The sequence below is a fragment of the Streptomyces sp. SA15 genome (genome assembly GCF_002291145.1).
GTDB lineage: Bacteria > Actinomycetota > Actinomycetes > Streptomycetales > Streptomycetaceae > Streptomyces.
In genome coordinates this window covers 1-16380 of the sequence record NZ_NTGE01000217.1, presented here as the reverse complement: position 1 = coordinate 16380, position 16380 = coordinate 1, and the positions used below count along the sequence as shown (strand labels likewise).

The window sequence follows — 16380 nt, the reverse complement described above, 5'->3', positions numbered from 1 at the left end:
GGCCCACTCGTCGGCGCCGACCGAGAGGATCGCTTGTGACCTGGATGTTCATGCCGCGCTTCTTGTGTTTCTGCGAGTAGTACGGCTCATCGGCCGCGATCCGGTCGGTGGGAATTAAAGGTCCCGTCGACGATGACGTAGTCGCCCTCTCCCAGACCGACGAGGGCTTCGTGCAGGCCCGGTGCCCACGCGGCCAGCACTTCCACGGTCTCGCCGACGTAGCGCCAGGCTGTCGCTTCCGATACTCCGAAGCCGGCGGCCAGCTGGGCGAGGGTCTCGTTCTTCCGCAGGTGGGCCAGCATCAGCAGGGCTTGCTTGAAGCACCCCAACTTCCGCCAACGCGTGCGAAGTTCATGCCTTCGGGCGTAGATGAGCCACGAGACGTGCTCAACCAGCTCGTACGGGACGTCGAGCATGAAGGATACGGAACCAATGAAGCCCCCCGGCCGATGGGGTGCTGAGTGAGATCACCACACCAACGACGAGGGGCTTCGTCATGTCACCCCACCTGACCAGCCCATTTCATCCCCACGACGCAGGATGAAAGAGGTTCAGTCATCCCCTCCATACCAGGGAAACGACAATCACCAGCTCAGGACACGAACCGCTGCTGGAATACTAAGGATTGGCGTGTTCGCGGTTCTGCGGCGCGTGGTGGGCTCTGTCGTGGCGCCGATGTGTGCCTACCGTGCCCCCGCCTCTTCAGCGGAAAAAGAGGAGTGGAGCACCACATCTTGGATTTCCTCTCCTCCCCCGTGCGGGGGTTGCGAAAAAGGATCGTCCGAAACCCGTGGCTTTCCTCCCTGAGGATTTCTATTACCTCGAGCCCTCCATCCTGATCATTGAGAACGTCACCCACGACGAGGCTCCTAGCAGTGAACACTTTCCGTATAAAACCCGGGTCGTTCATGAAGACAGGCTAGTCCGACGACAGCCGGCCCGCAGGCCTGCTCGGACACCACCTGCGGGAAGCGTGGGCACGTTCGCGGGTCTTCTGGGTTGACCCGACAGGTGTCGACTGGGTGAGAGAATCCCGAAGCCCTGGAGGCGGATGCCGAGGCCGTACAGGGTCTCGACGATGCGGAAGGCCCCCGCCCGGGGGTGGGCGAGGGCCTTCACTGGTGGAGCGCCGGCCACGACTTGAACGTGGTCCTGCCCCTGGAAGGAGGCCGTGCGGCGGTTACACCTCCGGAGCGTGGCCCGGTCGTGCCGCTGCTCAGCCGACCGGCCGACTCGGATATTGCATGATCACTGGCGTGCGTCTACCCCTGCCAGCACGCAACGGCCTCGACCTGCGGCGACCGCTCGGCCTCGACGATGATCTCAGCCATGGACAGGTCCGTGCGGAAGCGGTGCCCGATCTCTCGCCTCGACGGCGGCCAGGCGGGCGGCTGGCTGCGTGTTGAGCTGGGCGGTCCGGGCCCGAGGCATTGCCCGCTATCGCCCGCCGCGGAACACGGGGCAGTACCGGCCTGGGCACCCACCGCTGCGTGATCGAGCGGAGTTTCGCGCGGCTGCACGGATTCCGACGCCTGTTGACGCGACCTTCTCGCTAGTCTTCTACAGATAGTCCCGGAGGTGATGGCTTGTGCGTAACGATGCCAGCACGCCCCGCGTACTGCTCGTCCCTGTACCAGTAGAAAGTTATCTGCTTTCCCACTAGTGGCCCTAGATCAGTGATTTGATACATTCCCTTTGGCCATCCCAGAAATCCGGCTTTACTCAGGACGAGCTTGGTGGCTTTCTTTTTCTTGAGGCCGGAGCCGATGTCTAGGGTCATGCTGTTGCCTACGTTTTGCTGATCCTTGGTTTCGATCCAGGCCACCGTGCCACCGTCGCCATTAAGTGCCTTTATCTCCTTCCATTCTGGAATATGGATTCCTGGCACCAGGACCACTTTTCCTTGACCCGGCGCAAGGGTCGGATCGTCCTGCACATGGATGGCGATTTCGTCATTTTGCCATGGTGGGTTATTACCTACAGGCAAATATCCGCTCGGGGTGTTCGGATCGTCTTTCCACTGACAGAAATCACTCCATTGGAGTGTAGGCAACACCATAATCGCCCCTCAAAGAATTAGGCTGTTACGAGTCCCGAGGTTGAAGCGCCACCTTGATCGACCAGGCGGCTTGTCTCTCATAATCTGGTAAGCCTTCTACGTCGGCAACTTGGTATCCGCCGCATCTCAGGGCTGAGCGGTGGACTCTTCACCGTTCGGATTGTGGTCAGCCAGGGCAGAGCGAGGTGTGAGGCGGGGCATCAGCTCACAGTCGGCTGCTCGTTCGACGTACAGGTCTTGGTCGCGTTCTTCGCCGTCCACGGCAGCTCACCATCGGGACGTGGTGGAACCAACGTCCCGAGATACCACAGTTACTGAGGTTGAACTCGTGGTGTCGTAGGGGCTGACGGCTGGCCGTCGGCCGCGGTATCACCGGAGGCACGCGGTATCCACAAGGGGGCGGGCTGACCGCCGAACGGCAGCAGTTCTTGATCCCCAGATCAGCGGCAACCGACCTGATCGTTGCCCCGGGCCGCGACTGGTACAGCGCGACCGCGTCCGGCGGATAGTTCTTCATGACCACGAGATGTCCGTTCTCAGATCCTCAGGATCCAGTGTCTCGTGTGTCCAACATCGGAGGTCAAGGCCTTCCATCGCATGGCCGCACTACACCGTCCGGCCAGCTGATCGGCAAACACTGAAGGCCTACGACCGGAAAGACCCTGGAGAACCAGACCACCGCGCTGGTCTCCGCCCTGCCCGAACACCGAAAATCGCGTCGGCCATCCGACAACAGTTCCCCCTCAACGACTCCTCACCGCCCCAACCTTCGCGTTAGGTCCGAAGCATCCTCCTCCACCTCAACGGCGCAGCCGACATATCCGTCGCCGAGGAAAGCCGACTGATCACACAGCTGACCGCAGCTGCCAGATCCCTCTCGGGCAGCGAGCGGCGCAAGGCCAATGTCTGGATCGAAAAGCAGCCGCCCCCGACACACGAGGACTACCCTCGCGCGCCGGAAGAAGCCCCCCAACAGCCCCGCCGCCACTGGGAGCTTGAGCCCGACGTGCTGGAATCAGCGGCCTCGGCGGTGCGCGGCGCCCTCAAAAAGGCCGCCCGGGCCCAGACCACCACCAGCTGGGGTCAACTCGAACGGCAGCTCGGCTCTGCGCTGCCCCGCACGACACGCGCCCACCGCGTCCAGATCCTCACCCTCGTCGACCAGGCCACACCCGCCGACCAGGCCTGCTCTCCAGCCTGGTTGCCGCGGGAGATCCCGACATGACGATGTCCTACCGCGAGGTCGCAGCCGCACTGGGCCTGGACGTGCCTTCGGATGACGACGACTTACGTGACGTCCTCGACGCTGACGTACAGCAAGTCCACAGCTACTGGCACCGCCGGTAGCTTCGCTCCGTCTTATGAGGACGGGCGGAGTGCACTCACCAGCAGCGTGTCGGCGGTGCGTGCTCCTTCGACCGTGGCGGGGAGCACGTTGATGGTGATCCCGGTGAACCCGGCCTCGTCGAGCAGCTTGGTCCACACGTGCTCCTGCAGCACCCAGCGGCGCATCGTGGCCTCCTCGCCGTCCGGCGCCTTGGCCGGCACCTCGGCCGCGACCACATCGGGCTGGGCAGGCGCCCCGCTCAGGTAGTGGGCGAGCGTCGCGAACACCAGCCGCCCGCCCGGCCGGAGCGCGGCGGCCGCCGCCGGCAGCAGCTCGCGCGGGTCGGTGAAGTCGATGGCGCCGAAGACGCTGTACAGCACGTCGTACGTACCGCGCATCGCGTGCAGGTGAGACACCACGTCGGAGTGCACGATGCGCAGGCGCGGCGCGAGATACCCGTATAGGTCGGTCGCCATGGCGTACTGGGCTGGCGAGGCGTCGACTGCGGTGACCCGGGCCGGCTGGTGCTGAACCGCCAGGTGCGCGGCGTGCCGCGCAGCCCCGGCGCCGAGGTCGCCCACGCAGCGGCCGACCAGGTCGCCCAGCACCTCCGCACCGGGCCCGGCGTCCTGGCCCCAGGCCCAGTAGAAGGTGTCCGGAACGGCGCGGTCGCTGGTGGCGCGGGCGCGGCCGTAGTGGTGCCAGAGGTCTGCGGTGCTGGTGGTCACCCGCCCCATCCTGGCGGCCGCGCCCCGCTGGCGGGCTACTTCGATGGAATGTCACCCCGGGCGTGCGGAGGGGCCCCGGTCGTGCGGCCAGAGCCCCCGGGTGCCCGCGCTACGGCACGGTCAGTGGGAGTCGTAGCCTGGGTGGCACGGCCCGCACTCGGCGGCGTCCGCCCACAACGACAGGTCGACCTCCCAGCCGTCGGCGGCGATCATGTGCGCCGTCTTCATCACGGACCCGTCGTTCTTCATGTCGACTTTGGGCACGTGGTGCAGGAACACCCCGTCGTTGTACCCCGCGCACAGCTCGGCGTACGCCACGGTGTCCAGGATGACCGTGTGGACGCCGATGTCGACGAGCTTGCTGGGCGCGAGCCCGAGAGACTCGCCCCGGTGCTTCATCGCGGTCAGCAGGTACGCGTACCCCTGGCCGAGGACCCGGGCCGCCATGACCGAGTCGTACGGGTAGTCCCGCATCAGGAGTCCGACCTGCTTGTCCCACAGGTCGGCCGGCACGACCTCCCGCGCGGAGCGGACCGGTGCGGTCGTCGGGTCGGCGGCCGGGCGGGATGCAACAGCGGTGGTTCCCATGGAGTGCCTCCGTTGGACGGCGCCCCGCGGATCGGGGCGATGCACCCCAGCACACCGCGCCAACCGGCCACACGATGGTCAACTCTCCTGCGGTGCAAGGCGTTTGCACGTCATGCAGACGGCCTCGACGCGCTCGGCCAGCTTCCGTACCGTGAAGGACCCCCAGTCTGTGCGGTGTGGGAGGGACTCGTGCCCGTTGACCCGCTCTGGAACAGCACGACAGCGCTGGAGTTAGCCGCACAGCGGCGCCCCGGCGCACTCATCCGACTCGGACGCCAGCACCGCGCGTGGACACTCGCTGTCCTCGGAGACCGGATCGGCTGCTCACCCGCCACCATCTCCCGGCTGGAACGCCGCACGCGGATCGTCGACTTGGCCCTCGTGCACCGCGCCGCGCTCGAAGTCGGCGTGCCCCGACACATCCTGACGACTTCTCTGGCGCCACACCCCGCGTCAGTACCGGCGGCCACTAGAGTGACGGCCAGTCCGCGTGACGCCGAGGAGGACCCCATGCGCCGCCGTACGCTGCTCACCGCCACGGCGGCCGCCGGCCCGGCCGCCCTGCTGATGGGCCTGGACGACGCCCTGGCGAGCACCCCCGCCCCGACCGGCGCCGGGCCCCTCGACAGCCGCCTGGCCGACGCCCGTGCGCTGTATGACAAGGGCGCGCACGCGCCACTCCTCGCCGGGCTGCCCGGCCTCATCGCAGACGCGCACTCCGCCGCCGCCTCCCGCCAAAGCCTCGACCAGGCCCGGCTGTCCGCCGTGTACAGCCTCGCCTCCGCCGTGCTCCTCAAGCTCGGCTCCTACGACCGCGCCCGGCTCACCGCGGACCGGGCCCGCACCTGGGCCGAGGTCTCCGGCTCCCCCCTCGCAGCGGCGGCCGCAGCACGGGAGCTGGCGATCGTGCTCCGCCACCAGGACCACCACGGCGCCGCCCAGCGCCTGATGTCCTCGGCGGCCGCCGACCTCGAGGCGACCGGCCTGCGCACCGACGCCACTGCGGCCGCGTACGCGCAGATGCTGTGCACCCTCGCCTACACCGCCGCCCGAGGCGGGCACCGCACCGAGGCCCTGGCCATGACCGAAGAGGCCCGCCGCGCCGCACGCCGACTGCCCCAGACCGTTCCCCCAGGCCGTCTGTTCACCATCAGCCCGGCAGCCGTCGACCTCTACACGGTCGGCGTGCACTGGGCACTCGGCGACGCCGGCGCCGCCCTCGACGCCGGGAAGAACCTGCGCCCCGACCAGTTCCCCACCGCCGAGCGGAAAGCCCGCCTGGGCACCGACATGGCACGCGCCTGGTGGGCATGGCAACGCCCCGAGCAGACCGCCCATGCTTTGCTCGACGCCTGCCGGGCCAGCCCCGGCGAGGTCCGCGACCGGCCCGCAATCCGCAGCATCGTCAACGAACTGGCCGAACGGCACCCGCGCACAAGCGGCGTGCGCGAACTACACCTCGCCGTGACGTCGGTCAGCAGCTGCGACTGCTGGTGACGCCGCCCGCGGGTGACCGCCGTTGCATCGCCGTCCCGGCTGACGCTTGGCGGCCACCCGCTGATGGACCGGCACGCTTCAGGTAGAACTCCCGCGACAGCGGCGTTCGTGCTGGTGCGGAGTCAGCCCTGGTCCTCGGACGAGGGGTAGATCCGCCACAGCTGGGAGAGGTTGGGTCCGCCCCACATGCGGGTCAGGCCCACCAGCCGGTCGTTGCCCTGGAGGTGGTCGGCGATGGCCAGGGCGTAGCGAGGGTGCACGACCGAGACCAGGTAGAAGTCGTTGCCTCGCTCTGCATGGGAGACCAGCCGCCAGTGCTGGCTGAGGCTGTCCGTGCGTTCTCGAAGGGTCACGGTGTCGGGCGGGTTGGCCCCTGCGGTGAGGCAGCGGTGGTTGGCGTACGACTCAATGCGCACGGTGCCATCGGCGTTCTGCCGCAGGAACCACCGATGCGAGTTGTTGTCCTTGGCGAAGGGGTCCTGTGCCCAGGTCTGGGTGTGGTTGCCGACACCGTCGTGCCAGTCGTTGCACATGAAGTAGGTTCCGGTGACGTGGTGGGTCATCGTCACCGATCCGCCCGCGAGCACTACGAGGTCGCTCAAGTCATGCTCCTCAGCTTCGAGAGTTCTTCACAGGAGCGGCGCCCCCGCAACTCAGCGTAGAGAGCCTGCGGTTGCTCCACAGCGTGGCTAACCGGCCGTTTCCCGAGGTCAGAGCCTGTCCGGGAGATCTCGAACGGGTGGACGGCGCTACTCGAACTACCTAACTGAGCGTCACCCACATGTTCCGCACGCGGCGCAACGGTTTGGCAGCGCACCGCCGGATTCGAACGGGCAGGGCGAACGCCACGCGGCAGGCGAGAGCGGCAAGAACGAGAAACTGACAGCTGTCCCGACGAGCTGCCTGTCTCATACTGCGGGGCGATGATCAGCTCACCGCGAGCTGGCGCACCCGGCGCACACAACCAAACAAACGGGCCCGCGGACGCGATTCGCGTACGCGGGCCCAAGGGCACATCAGGCGCGCCAGGGCCTACCCGGCACCGTACGCAGCCTACAGACGAGCGAGCAGGTCACGGGCATCCTCCGTGGGGAACACAGTCACCTCATCCTCCTTCGCTCCCTCGACGGCGATCTCCCACCCGCCCTCGCCGGATGACGCCACCTGGATGGGCGGCTGCGCCAGCCACATCACGTCGATGCCACGCCGGACCACCACGCCTATGAGACCGGGCAGCAGCACCGCGCCACCCGCGCCACCGGTGCCCATGAGCAGATCAGCGAGCGCCTCGGTCGCATTGTCACCCCGCACGCTCTCCGTGTTGACGGCGACCTGCCCACCACCCACGCTCGTGAGCGTCACCGCCATATGTGTACAGTCCTCATTCCGCTCCCACGGCGGAGCCTTCCAATCGAAGGTCATGCGCCCATCCTGCCCAATCAGCACGGCAGTTGATGCAGTACAGAGCGTTGAGACGTCCGAAGACCAATGGGCAGTGTTCATCCTGAAAGCGCAGGTCACGGGTCTGGCGTGGGTGGGTGAGGCCGTGCTCGTGCTGGTGGTGGGCGCCTGTCTGGCGACCGGGCATTCGCCGCCCACGGTTTGGTGCCGGTGAACGTCGGCGACATGGAATCCCTTGGCACGATCCGCATCGCGGAGAGCGGCGAGGCCTGCACGATCCTGCCGTGCTCGGTGGTCGCCGTTCACGGCGACCCACGCCGCCTCGGTGTGCGTCGCATCGTGGGCCCGGCGCTGCGGCGCTACATCGCCTTACGCACTGCCACGGACCGCTACGAGCCACGCGACGCCGCCGTGGTGGTCCGCCGGGGCATCGTCGAGGTCACCAGGGAGCCGGCCGCCGCGGGCCGCTTGCCGGGCATTCACCTGACGTGACTGGCGGTGGCGCCACTCGGCGTCCTCCTCGCGACAGGGGGTTAACCCCACCACCGATCCGGTTGATCGTCCCATCGCTCCGGCGCACCCGCTGCGGGCATCGTGGAATGACACCGTAAGCCCGGACGATCAAGGAAAACCACATGCTCAAGCACAAGCGCGCGCTGGGTGGCGCCCTCACGCTGGCCGTGGCGATGGGTCTCGTGGGGGGCGTGCTGCCAGCCGCCGCCACCACGGTCCCCGCTGCGGAATCCCCCACCGTGGAATTCGCGCACCACGCCGACGACGCGCGGCTGCGCGCCCTGCTGCACCGGCTGACCACGGTCGACGGCGCCCCCGGGGCGCTCGCCGAGGTGCGGGACCGGCACCGCAGCACGGTGCTGACCAGCGGTGTCGCGGACGTCGACAGCCACGCGCCGGTGCACCGCAACAGCAGGTTCCGGATCGGCAGCATGACCAAGACGTTCACCGCGACGATGATGCTGCAGCTCGTGGGGGAGCGGCGCGTCGACCTCGACGCACCCGTGGAGCGCTACCTGCCCGGCGTCGTCCGCGGCCACGGCAACGACGGGCGCAAGATCACCGTCCGGCAGATGCTCCAGCACACCAGCGGCCTGCCCGACTTCCTCACCTACCTCAAACCGCAGGATGTCGTCCAGGACCCGCTGGTCCACCACGACCCCCATGACCTGGTGAAGCTGGCACTCGCCCACCCGCCGACGTTCAAGCCGGGCACCGACTGGAAGTACTCCAACACCGGCTACGTACTGGCCGGCATGATCATCGAGAAGGTGACCGGCCGCTCATACGGCGAGGAGTTGCAGCGGCGGATCGTCGAGCCGTTGCATCTGCGGGGGACGTCCTTCCCGGGGGATGACCCGGCGATCCCCGGACCGCACCCGCGCGGATACGTGCAGCCTGGTGCGGACGCGCCGCTCCTGGACATCACCGCGATCAACCCCACGGTAGGCGGCACGGCCGGCGGGATCATCTCCAGTGGCACCGACGTCAACCGGTTCCTGGGCGCGCTGCTGGGCGGCAAGTTGCTGCCCCCAGCGCAGCACAAGGAGATGATGAAGACCCGCCCGACCGGCAGCTCGGAGGGCCGGGCGTACGGCCTCGGCCTGGAGAGCAAGCCGCTGCCCGGGGGCGGCCGCTACTGGGGGCACACCGGCGACTTCCTCGGCTACGAGACGGCCGCCGGCGCCACCGTCGACGGCAGGCAGGCCACGGTCATGGTGAACCTCGGCCCGGGCAGCTCGGACGCCCAAAGCGACGACATCCAGGCCGCCATCGAAACGGCGCTCTCCTAATAGGGCGTGCTCAGCCCGAACGTGCAGGTCACGGGGGCGGCGTGGCGGACGGCATGGCGCCACGGTACGAGACGCCCCTCCAGTGCTGGGGGTTCCGGGCAGGCCGAGTGACAGAGTCTGCGACTCCCGGACTCCCGGAGTCACGGACTCCCGGGATGTGCCGTCGCGCCGGGTGCATCGTTGAAGTCGGTGTGACCTCAGCTTCTCTTGAGCGCGGCCGCGAAGGCCCGCACCGCCGGGGGCCGCGGACGCCCTTCCCGGTACCGCCCGGCCCAACGCGCGTCGCTCCACAAGCGAGACGGAGACCACAATTCAAACGGGCCCCCGATTTACGCCCGGCGGAATCTCATCGACGCTTCCGTATTCGAGCAGGTCAGCCGCCATTTGCCTTTTGTGGAAGGTGTCACAACCATAACTGACCCCTCCCTGCGCTGTAGTAGTTGTGCCAAGAACCCGCAGCTCAGAGGCTGTTTACAAGTCATCAGGGCGCCCGGCGACGTGGCAGGATGGGAAAGCAGTACGGGGCCGCCCGGAATGAGCGGCCCCGCATCTCACAAAACCTTTCCGAAGGCCGTTACACCGGCCCAGTGAACAGGAAAGGCCATATCCATGCTGGCACACCTTCCGCCGGACCCCGGCAGCGACCGGATCACGATCAGTATCCGGCGCAGCGACCTCGTAGCCGCCGTGGGCGCCGCTGTCGTGTACGCAGAACTCACCCTCGTACAGCACCTCGCGCCGGCGACCGCAGCCGTCGTCACGGCCCTGGCGCTCGCACTATTCCTGATCCGCCGCTCCTGACGAGGTCCTGGGGCGCTGGGTGGCAGGGAGGACGTCAGCGGCTCCGGGTCCCGCGCGGACCAGGTGGGGCGAGCAGCGTGCCGGGCGACCGGCACGCGGGTCCGGGGATTTCACAAGGCGCGCGCCTCCCTTGGGGAGGCGTACGGCACGGGGCAGTGGCTGCCGTACGAGGCGGAGCTGCGGTTCGCTGAGGACTTGGCCCGCGTGGCGTGGGCGGAGGACACGATGCGGACGGCGCGGCGCGCCCCTCGGGCGTCTCGCCCGGCTGCTCGACGTCCTCGCCGACGACACCGAGACGGCGCTGCCGGAGTCCCGGAGTCTGTGACTCCCGAACTGCGGCAGCGCCGGTGCTACGGCACGTCAGGCATCTTCGGCGGTTCCGCGGTCGGCCGCTTCCACGCGGTCCAGGAGGGCGGTGATCTGCTCCCGGGTGAACAGGGCGGTGACCTCGCCGAGGTCAGCCTTCACCGGCTCCAGGCTCAATGCGACCAGCCGCCGGTTGATCTTTTCCCAGTCGAGCAGGCGCATCTTGTGGGCGAGGCGGCGCTCCCCCTGGAGCTGCTCGTAGTCGTACTCCTCCCACGGGCACACGATCTGCTCGCGCCGGACGGGACGCAGGCACAGCCAGGACCCGTGCGCCTCCGTCTTGCGGTGGCCCCCGGTGGCGTCCGCGATGCGGGTTAGCCAGCCACCGCATCTCAGGGCTGAGCTGTGGACTCTTCACCGTTCGGATTGTGGTCAGCCAGGGCGGAGCGAGGTGTTGAGGCGGGGCATCAGCTCACAGTCGGCTGCTCGTGCGACGTACATGTCTTGGTCGCGTTCTTCGCCGCCCACGGCAGCTCACCATCGGGACGTGGTGGAACCAACGTCCCGAGATACCACAGTTAGTCCCCCAGGTTCTCTGGCGGCACGGTCGCTGTCACCGCTGCGGGCAGTCGGCCATTCAGTATTTCCTGGCGTGGCAGTGACAGCCCGAAGTGCTGCTGCAAGGCGGTCAGGGTCGCGCGCAACGAGTCGAACTCCTCACTCACGTCATCGTCGAGAAGTCCAGCTTCTTCGAACGCCGGGAGCAGGAACGCCATGCCCTCGTCTGGGGTGTCGCCGATGTCGAAGCGACCGACCGTTTGGCCGTCGCGGTAGTACCAGCACTCTCTGGGCGAGTCGTCCGGCTTCGGGGTCAGGTGCAAGACTTCGACCCCGCCTGCAGAGACGTCGGGGTGAGCCCACCAAGCCTTGGAGGGCCAGCCCTGCTCCACCGCATATGACCAGCCCGCGCATTCACCGAAGCGGGCCACACGGGCTGATTCGCGGTCGTTGAACGTCAGCCGCTCAGCCTCGGCGAAGGTGATCGGGTCGAGCACTTCTCCGGGCCGGGCGCCGAGCCGGACAACGAGGTCGCCTGGGCTGATGCCGCGTGCGAAGGTGACGAACAGGATGGGGGCGTCTCCGCGCCAGGCGTCGGCCAGCCACGTGATGCCGTCGCTCAATGTCTTCTCCTGGTGTTAGGGGTGCGACTGGGGCGGGAGGGCGCGGCCCGCCCCGCCCCAGTCTGTGTGATGTCCTACCAGCCGGTCACGCCTTCGGAACGGTGCACGACACAGTCACCTTGGACGCGTCGCAGTGCGCGAACTCAGGGAAGGCCACCCAGTACTCGTCCTTGTCCAGCAGACGGTACTTCGATGCCGAGGAGAACGTTCCGGAGAACGGCTGCATCGACTGGGTGTTCTGGTAATTCGACATCGACGAGCGTCCGCAGACTTCCTTCCACGTCGGAGCAGCGGTACGGATGTCGTCGTACAGCCTCCAGTTGCCCGTCGCGATGCGGGAGGCGTAGGTCTGCACGCAGTCGTTGCCGGTGTCGACCTCGTTCATGCCGCCCAGGGAGGCTGGCATACCGCCCGAGTTGTAGGAGGCGGCGTAGGCGAACTCATCGCAGCTGGCGGTGTCGCTCGTGTCGATCGGGGTGGTGTCGGGGTTGCCGTAGGTCTTGGCCCAGCCATCCGGGCAGATGACCTTCCGGTTCAGGTTCGAATCCCGCACGGACGCAGGCAGGTACTTGATCGGCTTGCCCGCTGCCTTGGAGCCGGGGTGGCTGGACAGCTTCGACTGGATCAGCCAGGCGTGCGCGACGGCCGCCGGCGTCTTGGCGAAGTTCATCACCCAGGTCGGCTTATAGGCCGAGAACACGCAGCCGGGGCTGGTGGTGGAGGCGACGACGTCGCAGCGGATATCGAAGTCCGGGGTGGAGTTGCCCAGCCACTGCGGGTCGTTCTCGATCTCCCCGGCACCATCATTGACGGTCCCAGCGATGGTCCAGTCCAGCTGGAGGCTGGTGATCTTGGTGGCGGTACCGCCGGTCCACTCGTGGTTGAAGGTGGCGTACGCGGCGTGGATGTCAGCCTTCGGTTGCCACGTATTGGAGCCATCCCACACAGGGGCGGCGGTGGTGCACTCCGGGGAGCACTTGAACGTTGGGGTCATGGTGATCGGCCCCGGCATGCCGATGGTGCCGTGCTCCACGATGAACGGATCCATCGGCACCAGCGCAAACCGCTGGGTGAACTTCCGGGACACCGGATCGAGCTTGATCTCGATGGCCGAGGCGAAGTGCGCGTCCGCCGGATTGTAGATGTTCCCGTCCGGCGCCTTGACCTCGTACTTGAACACGATCGGCGTGGCCCACTTCAGGCAGGCGCTGTCCCGCTTGAGGTAGTCCTTGCCCGCCGAGACGCCCGTGTCGTTGCACCACGGCACCAGATCGCCACTGCCCGCACGGAGCTTGTTCGCGACGTCCTGCTTCTCCTTGGCGCTCAAGTCGGACGGTTTCCCGACCTCGATGCAGGTGATCTTCTGGCCGTGGTCGGTGCAGGTCTCGCTGCCCTTGCCGGCGTCCTTCGCGGCGCGGGTGACCTCCGGCCGGTTACGGGTCCCGACCTGCGGCTCCTGGTACTTGTCCAGGTCCACCGCCGGTGCGCTCTTGTTCGGCTCCGGAATCTTGATGTCCACGGCACGGCCACGGGTTTTGAACTTCGCCCACGCCGACCAGTCGGTCTCGTACAGGCCACCGTCGTAGGCCGAGGTGCGGAAGGCGTAGGTGGTGTTCGTCTTCAGGTCGCCGTAGTGCAGGGTGACCTTCGCGGTGCCGCCGGAGGTGACGTAGTTGGACACCACGACGCCGTAGGCGGCGGGCTTACCCGTGTCGGGGTCGGTGAGCTGGACTTGGTCCTTGGGGTTGCCGTTGGCGTCGGTGGTGTAGACCTGGAAGGTCAGGTTCGCGGTGTCGCCGTCGCCGTCGGTGACGGTTGTTGGACAGGGTAGGGATGGTGCGGTTGACCTGCCACACCCCGTTCGCGTCCTTCGTGCCTGGTGCAGCCTTGAGGTTGTTCCCGGACTCGGGTCGGTGGTCGTTGGCCGCGGTCAGAGTCTCTGGGCCTGCCGCAGGGCGGGAGGCCGGAGAGTATTCCCACGCGAGGGTTTCGTCGCTGCTGTCGGCGGCGGCGATGCTGCCGCTCCCGAGGAGCATGACGGCCGCCGTGGCGACAGAGATTTTGGACAGAATACGTCTTCTTCTCGATAAACCAGACAAAGTCTGTCTTCCCCTTCTGGCCGCCGAGCCCATGCGTGTTCCCCCTGGGCCAGGGCGGCGGTAGTCGGTTGTCACGCCGACCAATGTCTATGAGGGGCGTCATGCTCTGTTCAAGACCGTGAACTGGGGTAATCCGGCTGTAAGTCAGGTACCGGACGTGACCCTTGGCACGTTTAGCCATGGTTGCAGCGCGGATCCTCCAAATGAGTCGACGGCGAGCCTGCGCATTCCGACAACTGCCCCTCGGGCCAGGAACCTTCACGCACTGCCCGAGGCGCAGTGAGGGGGCTCCCGGCGGTCTTCGCCATCGTCCCGCCAGCCTCCGTCGTCAGATGCGAGGCCGCCATGCGGTGCACTTGCAAGTGGATCGCTCTGGTCCCTGACCTGGCAATCACCCCCCCACAAGCCCGAGAGGGCTCGGCAGTCGCGGTCGTCCGCGCCAAGAAGGACTTCAAGCAGGACATCTCTTCCTTGAAGTTCGGCCCGCGGGACGGCACTCGTTAAGGGCTGCCCCCTAAATGCTCTCTGGTCCGATGGACGACCTGCGTCTTTTCCTCCGCCATCCGGTGATGGTGAGGTTATGCAGGCGGGCGATGCCGAGCAATGCGGGCGAAGACGTGCTCGACGCGGGCGCGGACCTGCTTGTGGGACTTGTTGTGTTCCTCTTTCCAGTCCGGGAGTTCTGCCTGGCCACGCTCGCGGCGGTGCGGGATGACGAGTCCGGTGCCCGGGTAGCCGCCGTCGGCGATCGTGAGAGTCTTGCCGACAGCGGCCTTGGCACCGGACTCCTCCCACGCCTTGCAGTCGTTGCGGTTGCCGGCGAGCGGCCGGCCGACCACGACGACCAGGCGGGTGTCGGCGTCGATGACGACCTGGTGGTTAGTGGAGTACCGATAGTTCTTCGACCGCTCGGCGATGGTGTGATCCCGGGTGGGGACCAGGGTGCCGTCCACGATGAGCACGGTGCCCTTGGCGAACCGCGCGCGGGGCCGCAGGGCAAGCGCAGGACCGAGGTGGTCGATGATCCGGTCGGCCGCAGACTTCGAGATGCCGAAGAGCGGGCGCGAGTTGGCGCATCGTCAAATTCGTGCGCCAGTAGGCCGACACGAGCAGTACCCGGTCCTCCAGCGGAAGGGACCACGGCCGGCCCTTGCGGACCGGATCCGCACCTTCGCGGCGCAGCGCGGTCACCAGCTTCCTGAAGGAACGCGGGCTCAGCCCGCTAAGGCATCGTTTCTTTTGGCGTGATCGTTCGTTGAACGGTGCATGACGGATCTGGTTGAGCGTTTGGTGCCGGACGAGCTGTGGGTGCTGTTTCGGCGGGTGGTGCCGCCAACGGAGGTGATACGTCCGCAGGGTGGGGGCCGGCGGCGGACCGGTGACCGCGAGGCCCTGGCCGCGATCATCTTCGTGGCCACCTCGGGCTGCACCTGGCGGCAGCTCCCATCGGTGTTCGGTCCGAGCTGGCAGACGGTCTACCGACGGTTCGCTCAGTGGAGCCGGGCCCCCGTCTGGGCAAGGCTCCACCGTGTCGTCCTCGACGAACTCGGCGCCCGCGGCGAGAAGCTCTCCGGGAGGGGAGTCAGGACGCACGGCCAGGGCGCTGGGACATCCAGCTCAGGAAGAGCCCCGCCATGAACATGAACCAGCCAACAAGGGACAGTGGGCCGAAAGCACGGTCGAGCGGACCCAGGATGTCGAACAGAGCGAATCCCACCCCGCCCACGAGCATCCCATATCCGCTCAGGCGTGGCCGTAGGACCTTCTTCCGAGCCCACGGAACGACCCAGTCGAACGCGATGCCTGCGATACCCAGAACTACCAGCAACGACGCAAGTGTCGCGGCCGTCACCACCATGAACGTGTGCATGGCGGTGATCGTCTCACGTACGTGTGACCCGCGGGCGACCTGTCGCTAGTGCTGTGACCGCGTAAGTTCGCCGGGTTGGTGGTCGTGGCGGTTGGATGTGGGATGACGTCCGATCTGACCGCTGGAGTGCGGTGGCTGAGCCTGTCCGTGTGCGCCGACTGACCGACCAGGAGGGGCAGCGGCTGCGGCAGATCGTGCGCCGGGGCATCCGCTGGGGTGGTCGGCCCTGTCAGCGGCGGCCTGAACCAACTGGAACGTGAATCACCGAGATCGTTTGGCAGCATTTGCCCGATAACGTTCCAGCACGCCGATGGACAGTGCCGATGCCGCCATCAGCCCGAACATGATCGAGCTCGAACCACCGCCATGCTCTCGCTCCCAGATACGGAATCCGACCAGCAGGACAACGACTCCGAACAGCACGACCTGTATCCACCTGATGGCCACGGCTTGCTGACCGTGGCCATCAGCGTTGCTGTCTCCTTTGCGCACCGGGACTCCTCTGCTCCTTCAGTGCGCCGACTGTACTGGTGCAGGGAGCCATCAGTACGACCCAACCCGGTGAACCTTCGCGGTCACAGCACTAGCGACGTGCCGCGAGTACGTCCCGGAGTACGTTCTCGAGCGTGACGCGGGCCAGCTCGTGTCTCAGGGTCTCCTCGATGCCCTCGTAGATGCCCTGCATTGCCGGCTGGATGCCGTGACCCACCACGCATTC

16 protein-coding genes and 4 pseudogenes are annotated in these 16380 nt (G+C 67.1%); 7 read left to right on the top strand and 13 right to left on the bottom strand.

The window, feature by feature from the left end; genetic code table 11:
• Positions 1-19 precede the first annotated feature (19 nt).
• Both CLM62_RS47115 and CLM62_RS49615 read right to left on the bottom strand, forming a co-directional pair.
• Positions 20-474 (bottom strand): annotated as a pseudogene (locus CLM62_RS47115) (transposase family protein); the annotation flags it as partial.
• A gap of 1078 nt (positions 475-1552) precedes the next feature.
• A complete protein-coding gene (locus CLM62_RS49615; RefSeq protein ID WP_143659295.1) occupies positions 1553-2059 on the bottom strand; it encodes a hypothetical protein in 507 nt (168 codons plus the stop codon).
• A 1006-nt stretch (positions 2060-3065) separates the two neighbouring features.
• Here CLM62_RS49615 and CLM62_RS47105 point away from each other — a divergent pair.
• Both CLM62_RS47105 and CLM62_RS52580 read left to right on the top strand, forming a co-directional pair.
• Positions 3066-3284 (top strand): hypothetical protein, encoded by a 219-nt coding sequence (locus tag CLM62_RS47105; RefSeq protein ID WP_095756065.1) that lies wholly within the window; start codon positions 3066-3068, stop codon positions 3282-3284.
• The gene (locus CLM62_RS52580) at positions 3281-3406 is read left to right on the top strand and encodes a hypothetical protein (RefSeq protein ID WP_257004502.1); all 126 of its coding nucleotides are present in this window, start codon (positions 3281-3283) and stop codon (positions 3404-3406) included. Before CLM62_RS47105 ends, CLM62_RS52580 begins: the two co-directional genes overlap by 4 nt.
• A 12-nt stretch (positions 3407-3418) precedes the next feature.
• On the opposite strand, the gene CLM62_RS47100 is transcribed toward CLM62_RS52580, so the two are convergent.
• Positions 3419-4123 (bottom strand): bifunctional 2-polyprenyl-6-hydroxyphenol methylase/3-demethylubiquinol 3-O-methyltransferase UbiG, encoded by a 705-nt coding sequence (locus tag CLM62_RS47100; RefSeq protein ID WP_095756064.1) that lies wholly within the window; start codon positions 4121-4123, stop codon positions 3419-3421.
• Between the two features lie 111 nt (positions 4124-4234).
• Entirely contained in the window at positions 4235-4702 is a 468-nt protein-coding gene (locus tag CLM62_RS47095; protein WP_179382521.1) for a hypothetical protein, read from the bottom strand.
• 189 nt (positions 4703-4891) lie between these two features.
• Here CLM62_RS47095 and CLM62_RS47090 point away from each other — a divergent pair, with 189 nt between their 5' ends.
• Positions 4892-6199, top strand: a complete 1308-nt coding sequence (locus tag CLM62_RS47090; RefSeq protein WP_179382520.1) for a helix-turn-helix transcriptional regulator — start codon at positions 4892-4894, stop codon at positions 6197-6199.
• 122 nt (positions 6200-6321) lie between these two features.
• Here the strand turns inward: CLM62_RS47090 and CLM62_RS47085 are convergent, their stop codons facing one another.
• Both CLM62_RS47085 and CLM62_RS47080 read right to left on the bottom strand, forming a co-directional pair.
• Entirely contained in the window at positions 6322-6801 is a 480-nt protein-coding gene (locus tag CLM62_RS47085; RefSeq protein ID WP_095756063.1) for an RICIN domain-containing protein, read from the bottom strand.
• A 451-nt stretch (positions 6802-7252) separates the two neighbouring features.
• Positions 7253-7561, bottom strand: a complete 309-nt coding sequence (locus tag CLM62_RS47080; protein ID WP_143659293.1) for a hypothetical protein — start codon at positions 7559-7561, stop codon at positions 7253-7255.
• Between the two features lie 264 nt (positions 7562-7825).
• Between CLM62_RS47080 and CLM62_RS47075 the strand changes: the two genes are divergently transcribed.
• From CLM62_RS47075 to CLM62_RS47065, 3 genes are all read left to right on the top strand, one after another.
• Positions 7826-8092: a hypothetical protein gene (locus tag CLM62_RS47075; protein WP_143659292.1), complete on the top strand. Its 267-nt coding sequence runs from the start codon at positions 7826-7828 to the stop codon at positions 8090-8092.
• A gap of 143 nt (positions 8093-8235) precedes the next feature.
• Complete coding sequence (locus tag CLM62_RS47070) at positions 8236-9405, top strand: serine hydrolase (protein WP_095756060.1); 1170 nt, start codon at positions 8236-8238, stop codon at positions 9403-9405.
• 609 nt (positions 9406-10014) lie between these two features.
• Positions 10015-10206, top strand: coding sequence for a hypothetical protein (locus CLM62_RS47065; RefSeq protein WP_095756059.1), 192 nt, complete (start codon positions 10015-10017; stop codon positions 10204-10206).
• A gap of 360 nt (positions 10207-10566) precedes the next feature.
• Here CLM62_RS47065 and CLM62_RS47060 read toward each other — a convergent pair whose 3' ends face one another.
• The 4 genes and pseudogenes from CLM62_RS47060 to CLM62_RS47040 all read right to left on the bottom strand — a co-directional run bounded on the left by CLM62_RS47060 (position 10567) and on the right by CLM62_RS47040 (position 15067).
• Entirely contained in the window at positions 10567-10797 is a 231-nt protein-coding gene (locus CLM62_RS47060) for a hypothetical protein (protein WP_095756058.1), read from the bottom strand.
• A 293-nt stretch (positions 10798-11090) separates the two neighbouring features.
• Positions 11091-11693, bottom strand: coding sequence for a hypothetical protein (locus tag CLM62_RS47055; protein WP_095756057.1), 603 nt, complete (start codon positions 11691-11693; stop codon positions 11091-11093).
• Between the two features lie 85 nt (positions 11694-11778).
• Positions 11779-13374, bottom strand: coding sequence for a hypothetical protein (locus tag CLM62_RS47050; protein ID WP_143659290.1), 1596 nt, complete (start codon positions 13372-13374; stop codon positions 11779-11781).
• 932 nt (positions 13375-14306) lie between these two features.
• Positions 14307-15067 (bottom strand): annotated as a pseudogene (locus CLM62_RS47040) (transposase).
• Here CLM62_RS47040 and CLM62_RS47035 point away from each other — a divergent pair.
• Positions 15059-15355 (top strand): annotated as a pseudogene (locus CLM62_RS47035) (transposase); the annotation flags it as partial. The pseudogenes CLM62_RS47040 and CLM62_RS47035 sit on opposite strands and share 9 nt — an antisense overlap.
• Positions 15356-15374: 19 nt before the next feature.
• Here the strand turns inward: CLM62_RS47035 and CLM62_RS47030 are convergent.
• The 3 genes and pseudogenes from CLM62_RS47030 to CLM62_RS52570 all read right to left on the bottom strand — a co-directional run.
• On the bottom strand, positions 15375-15662 hold the full coding sequence (locus CLM62_RS47030) for a hypothetical protein (RefSeq protein ID WP_095756054.1): 288 nt from the start codon (positions 15660-15662) through the stop codon (positions 15375-15377).
• A 261-nt stretch (positions 15663-15923) separates the two neighbouring features.
• Positions 15924-16154, bottom strand: a complete 231-nt coding sequence (locus tag CLM62_RS49610) for a hypothetical protein (RefSeq protein WP_143659288.1) — start codon at positions 16152-16154, stop codon at positions 15924-15926.
• A 91-nt stretch (positions 16155-16245) separates the two neighbouring features.
• Positions 16246-16380 (bottom strand): annotated as a pseudogene (locus CLM62_RS52570) (transcriptional regulator); the annotation flags it as partial.

Coding starts and splice junctions, on each gene's coding strand:
- CLM62_RS49615 (WP_143659295.1), bottom strand. CDS start 2,059: ATGGTGTTGCCTACACTCCAATGGAGTGATTTCTGTCAGTGGAAAGAC.
- CLM62_RS52580 (WP_257004502.1), top strand. CDS start 3,281: ATGACGATGTCCTACCGCGAGGTCGCAGCCGCACTGGGCCTGGACGTG.
- CLM62_RS47100 (WP_095756064.1), bottom strand. CDS start 4,123: ATGGGGCGGGTGACCACCAGCACCGCAGACCTCTGGCACCACTACGGC.
- CLM62_RS47095 (WP_179382521.1), bottom strand. CDS start 4,702: ATGGGAACCACCGCTGTTGCATCCCGCCCGGCCGCCGACCCGACGACC.
- CLM62_RS47075 (WP_143659292.1), top strand. CDS start 7,826: ATGGAATCCCTTGGCACGATCCGCATCGCGGAGAGCGGCGAGGCCTGC.
- CLM62_RS47070 (WP_095756060.1), top strand. CDS start 8,236: ATGCTCAAGCACAAGCGCGCGCTGGGTGGCGCCCTCACGCTGGCCGTG.
- CLM62_RS47065 (WP_095756059.1), top strand. CDS start 10,015: ATGCTGGCACACCTTCCGCCGGACCCCGGCAGCGACCGGATCACGATC.
- CLM62_RS47030 (WP_095756054.1), bottom strand. CDS start 15,662: ATGCACACGTTCATGGTGGTGACGGCCGCGACACTTGCGTCGTTGCTG.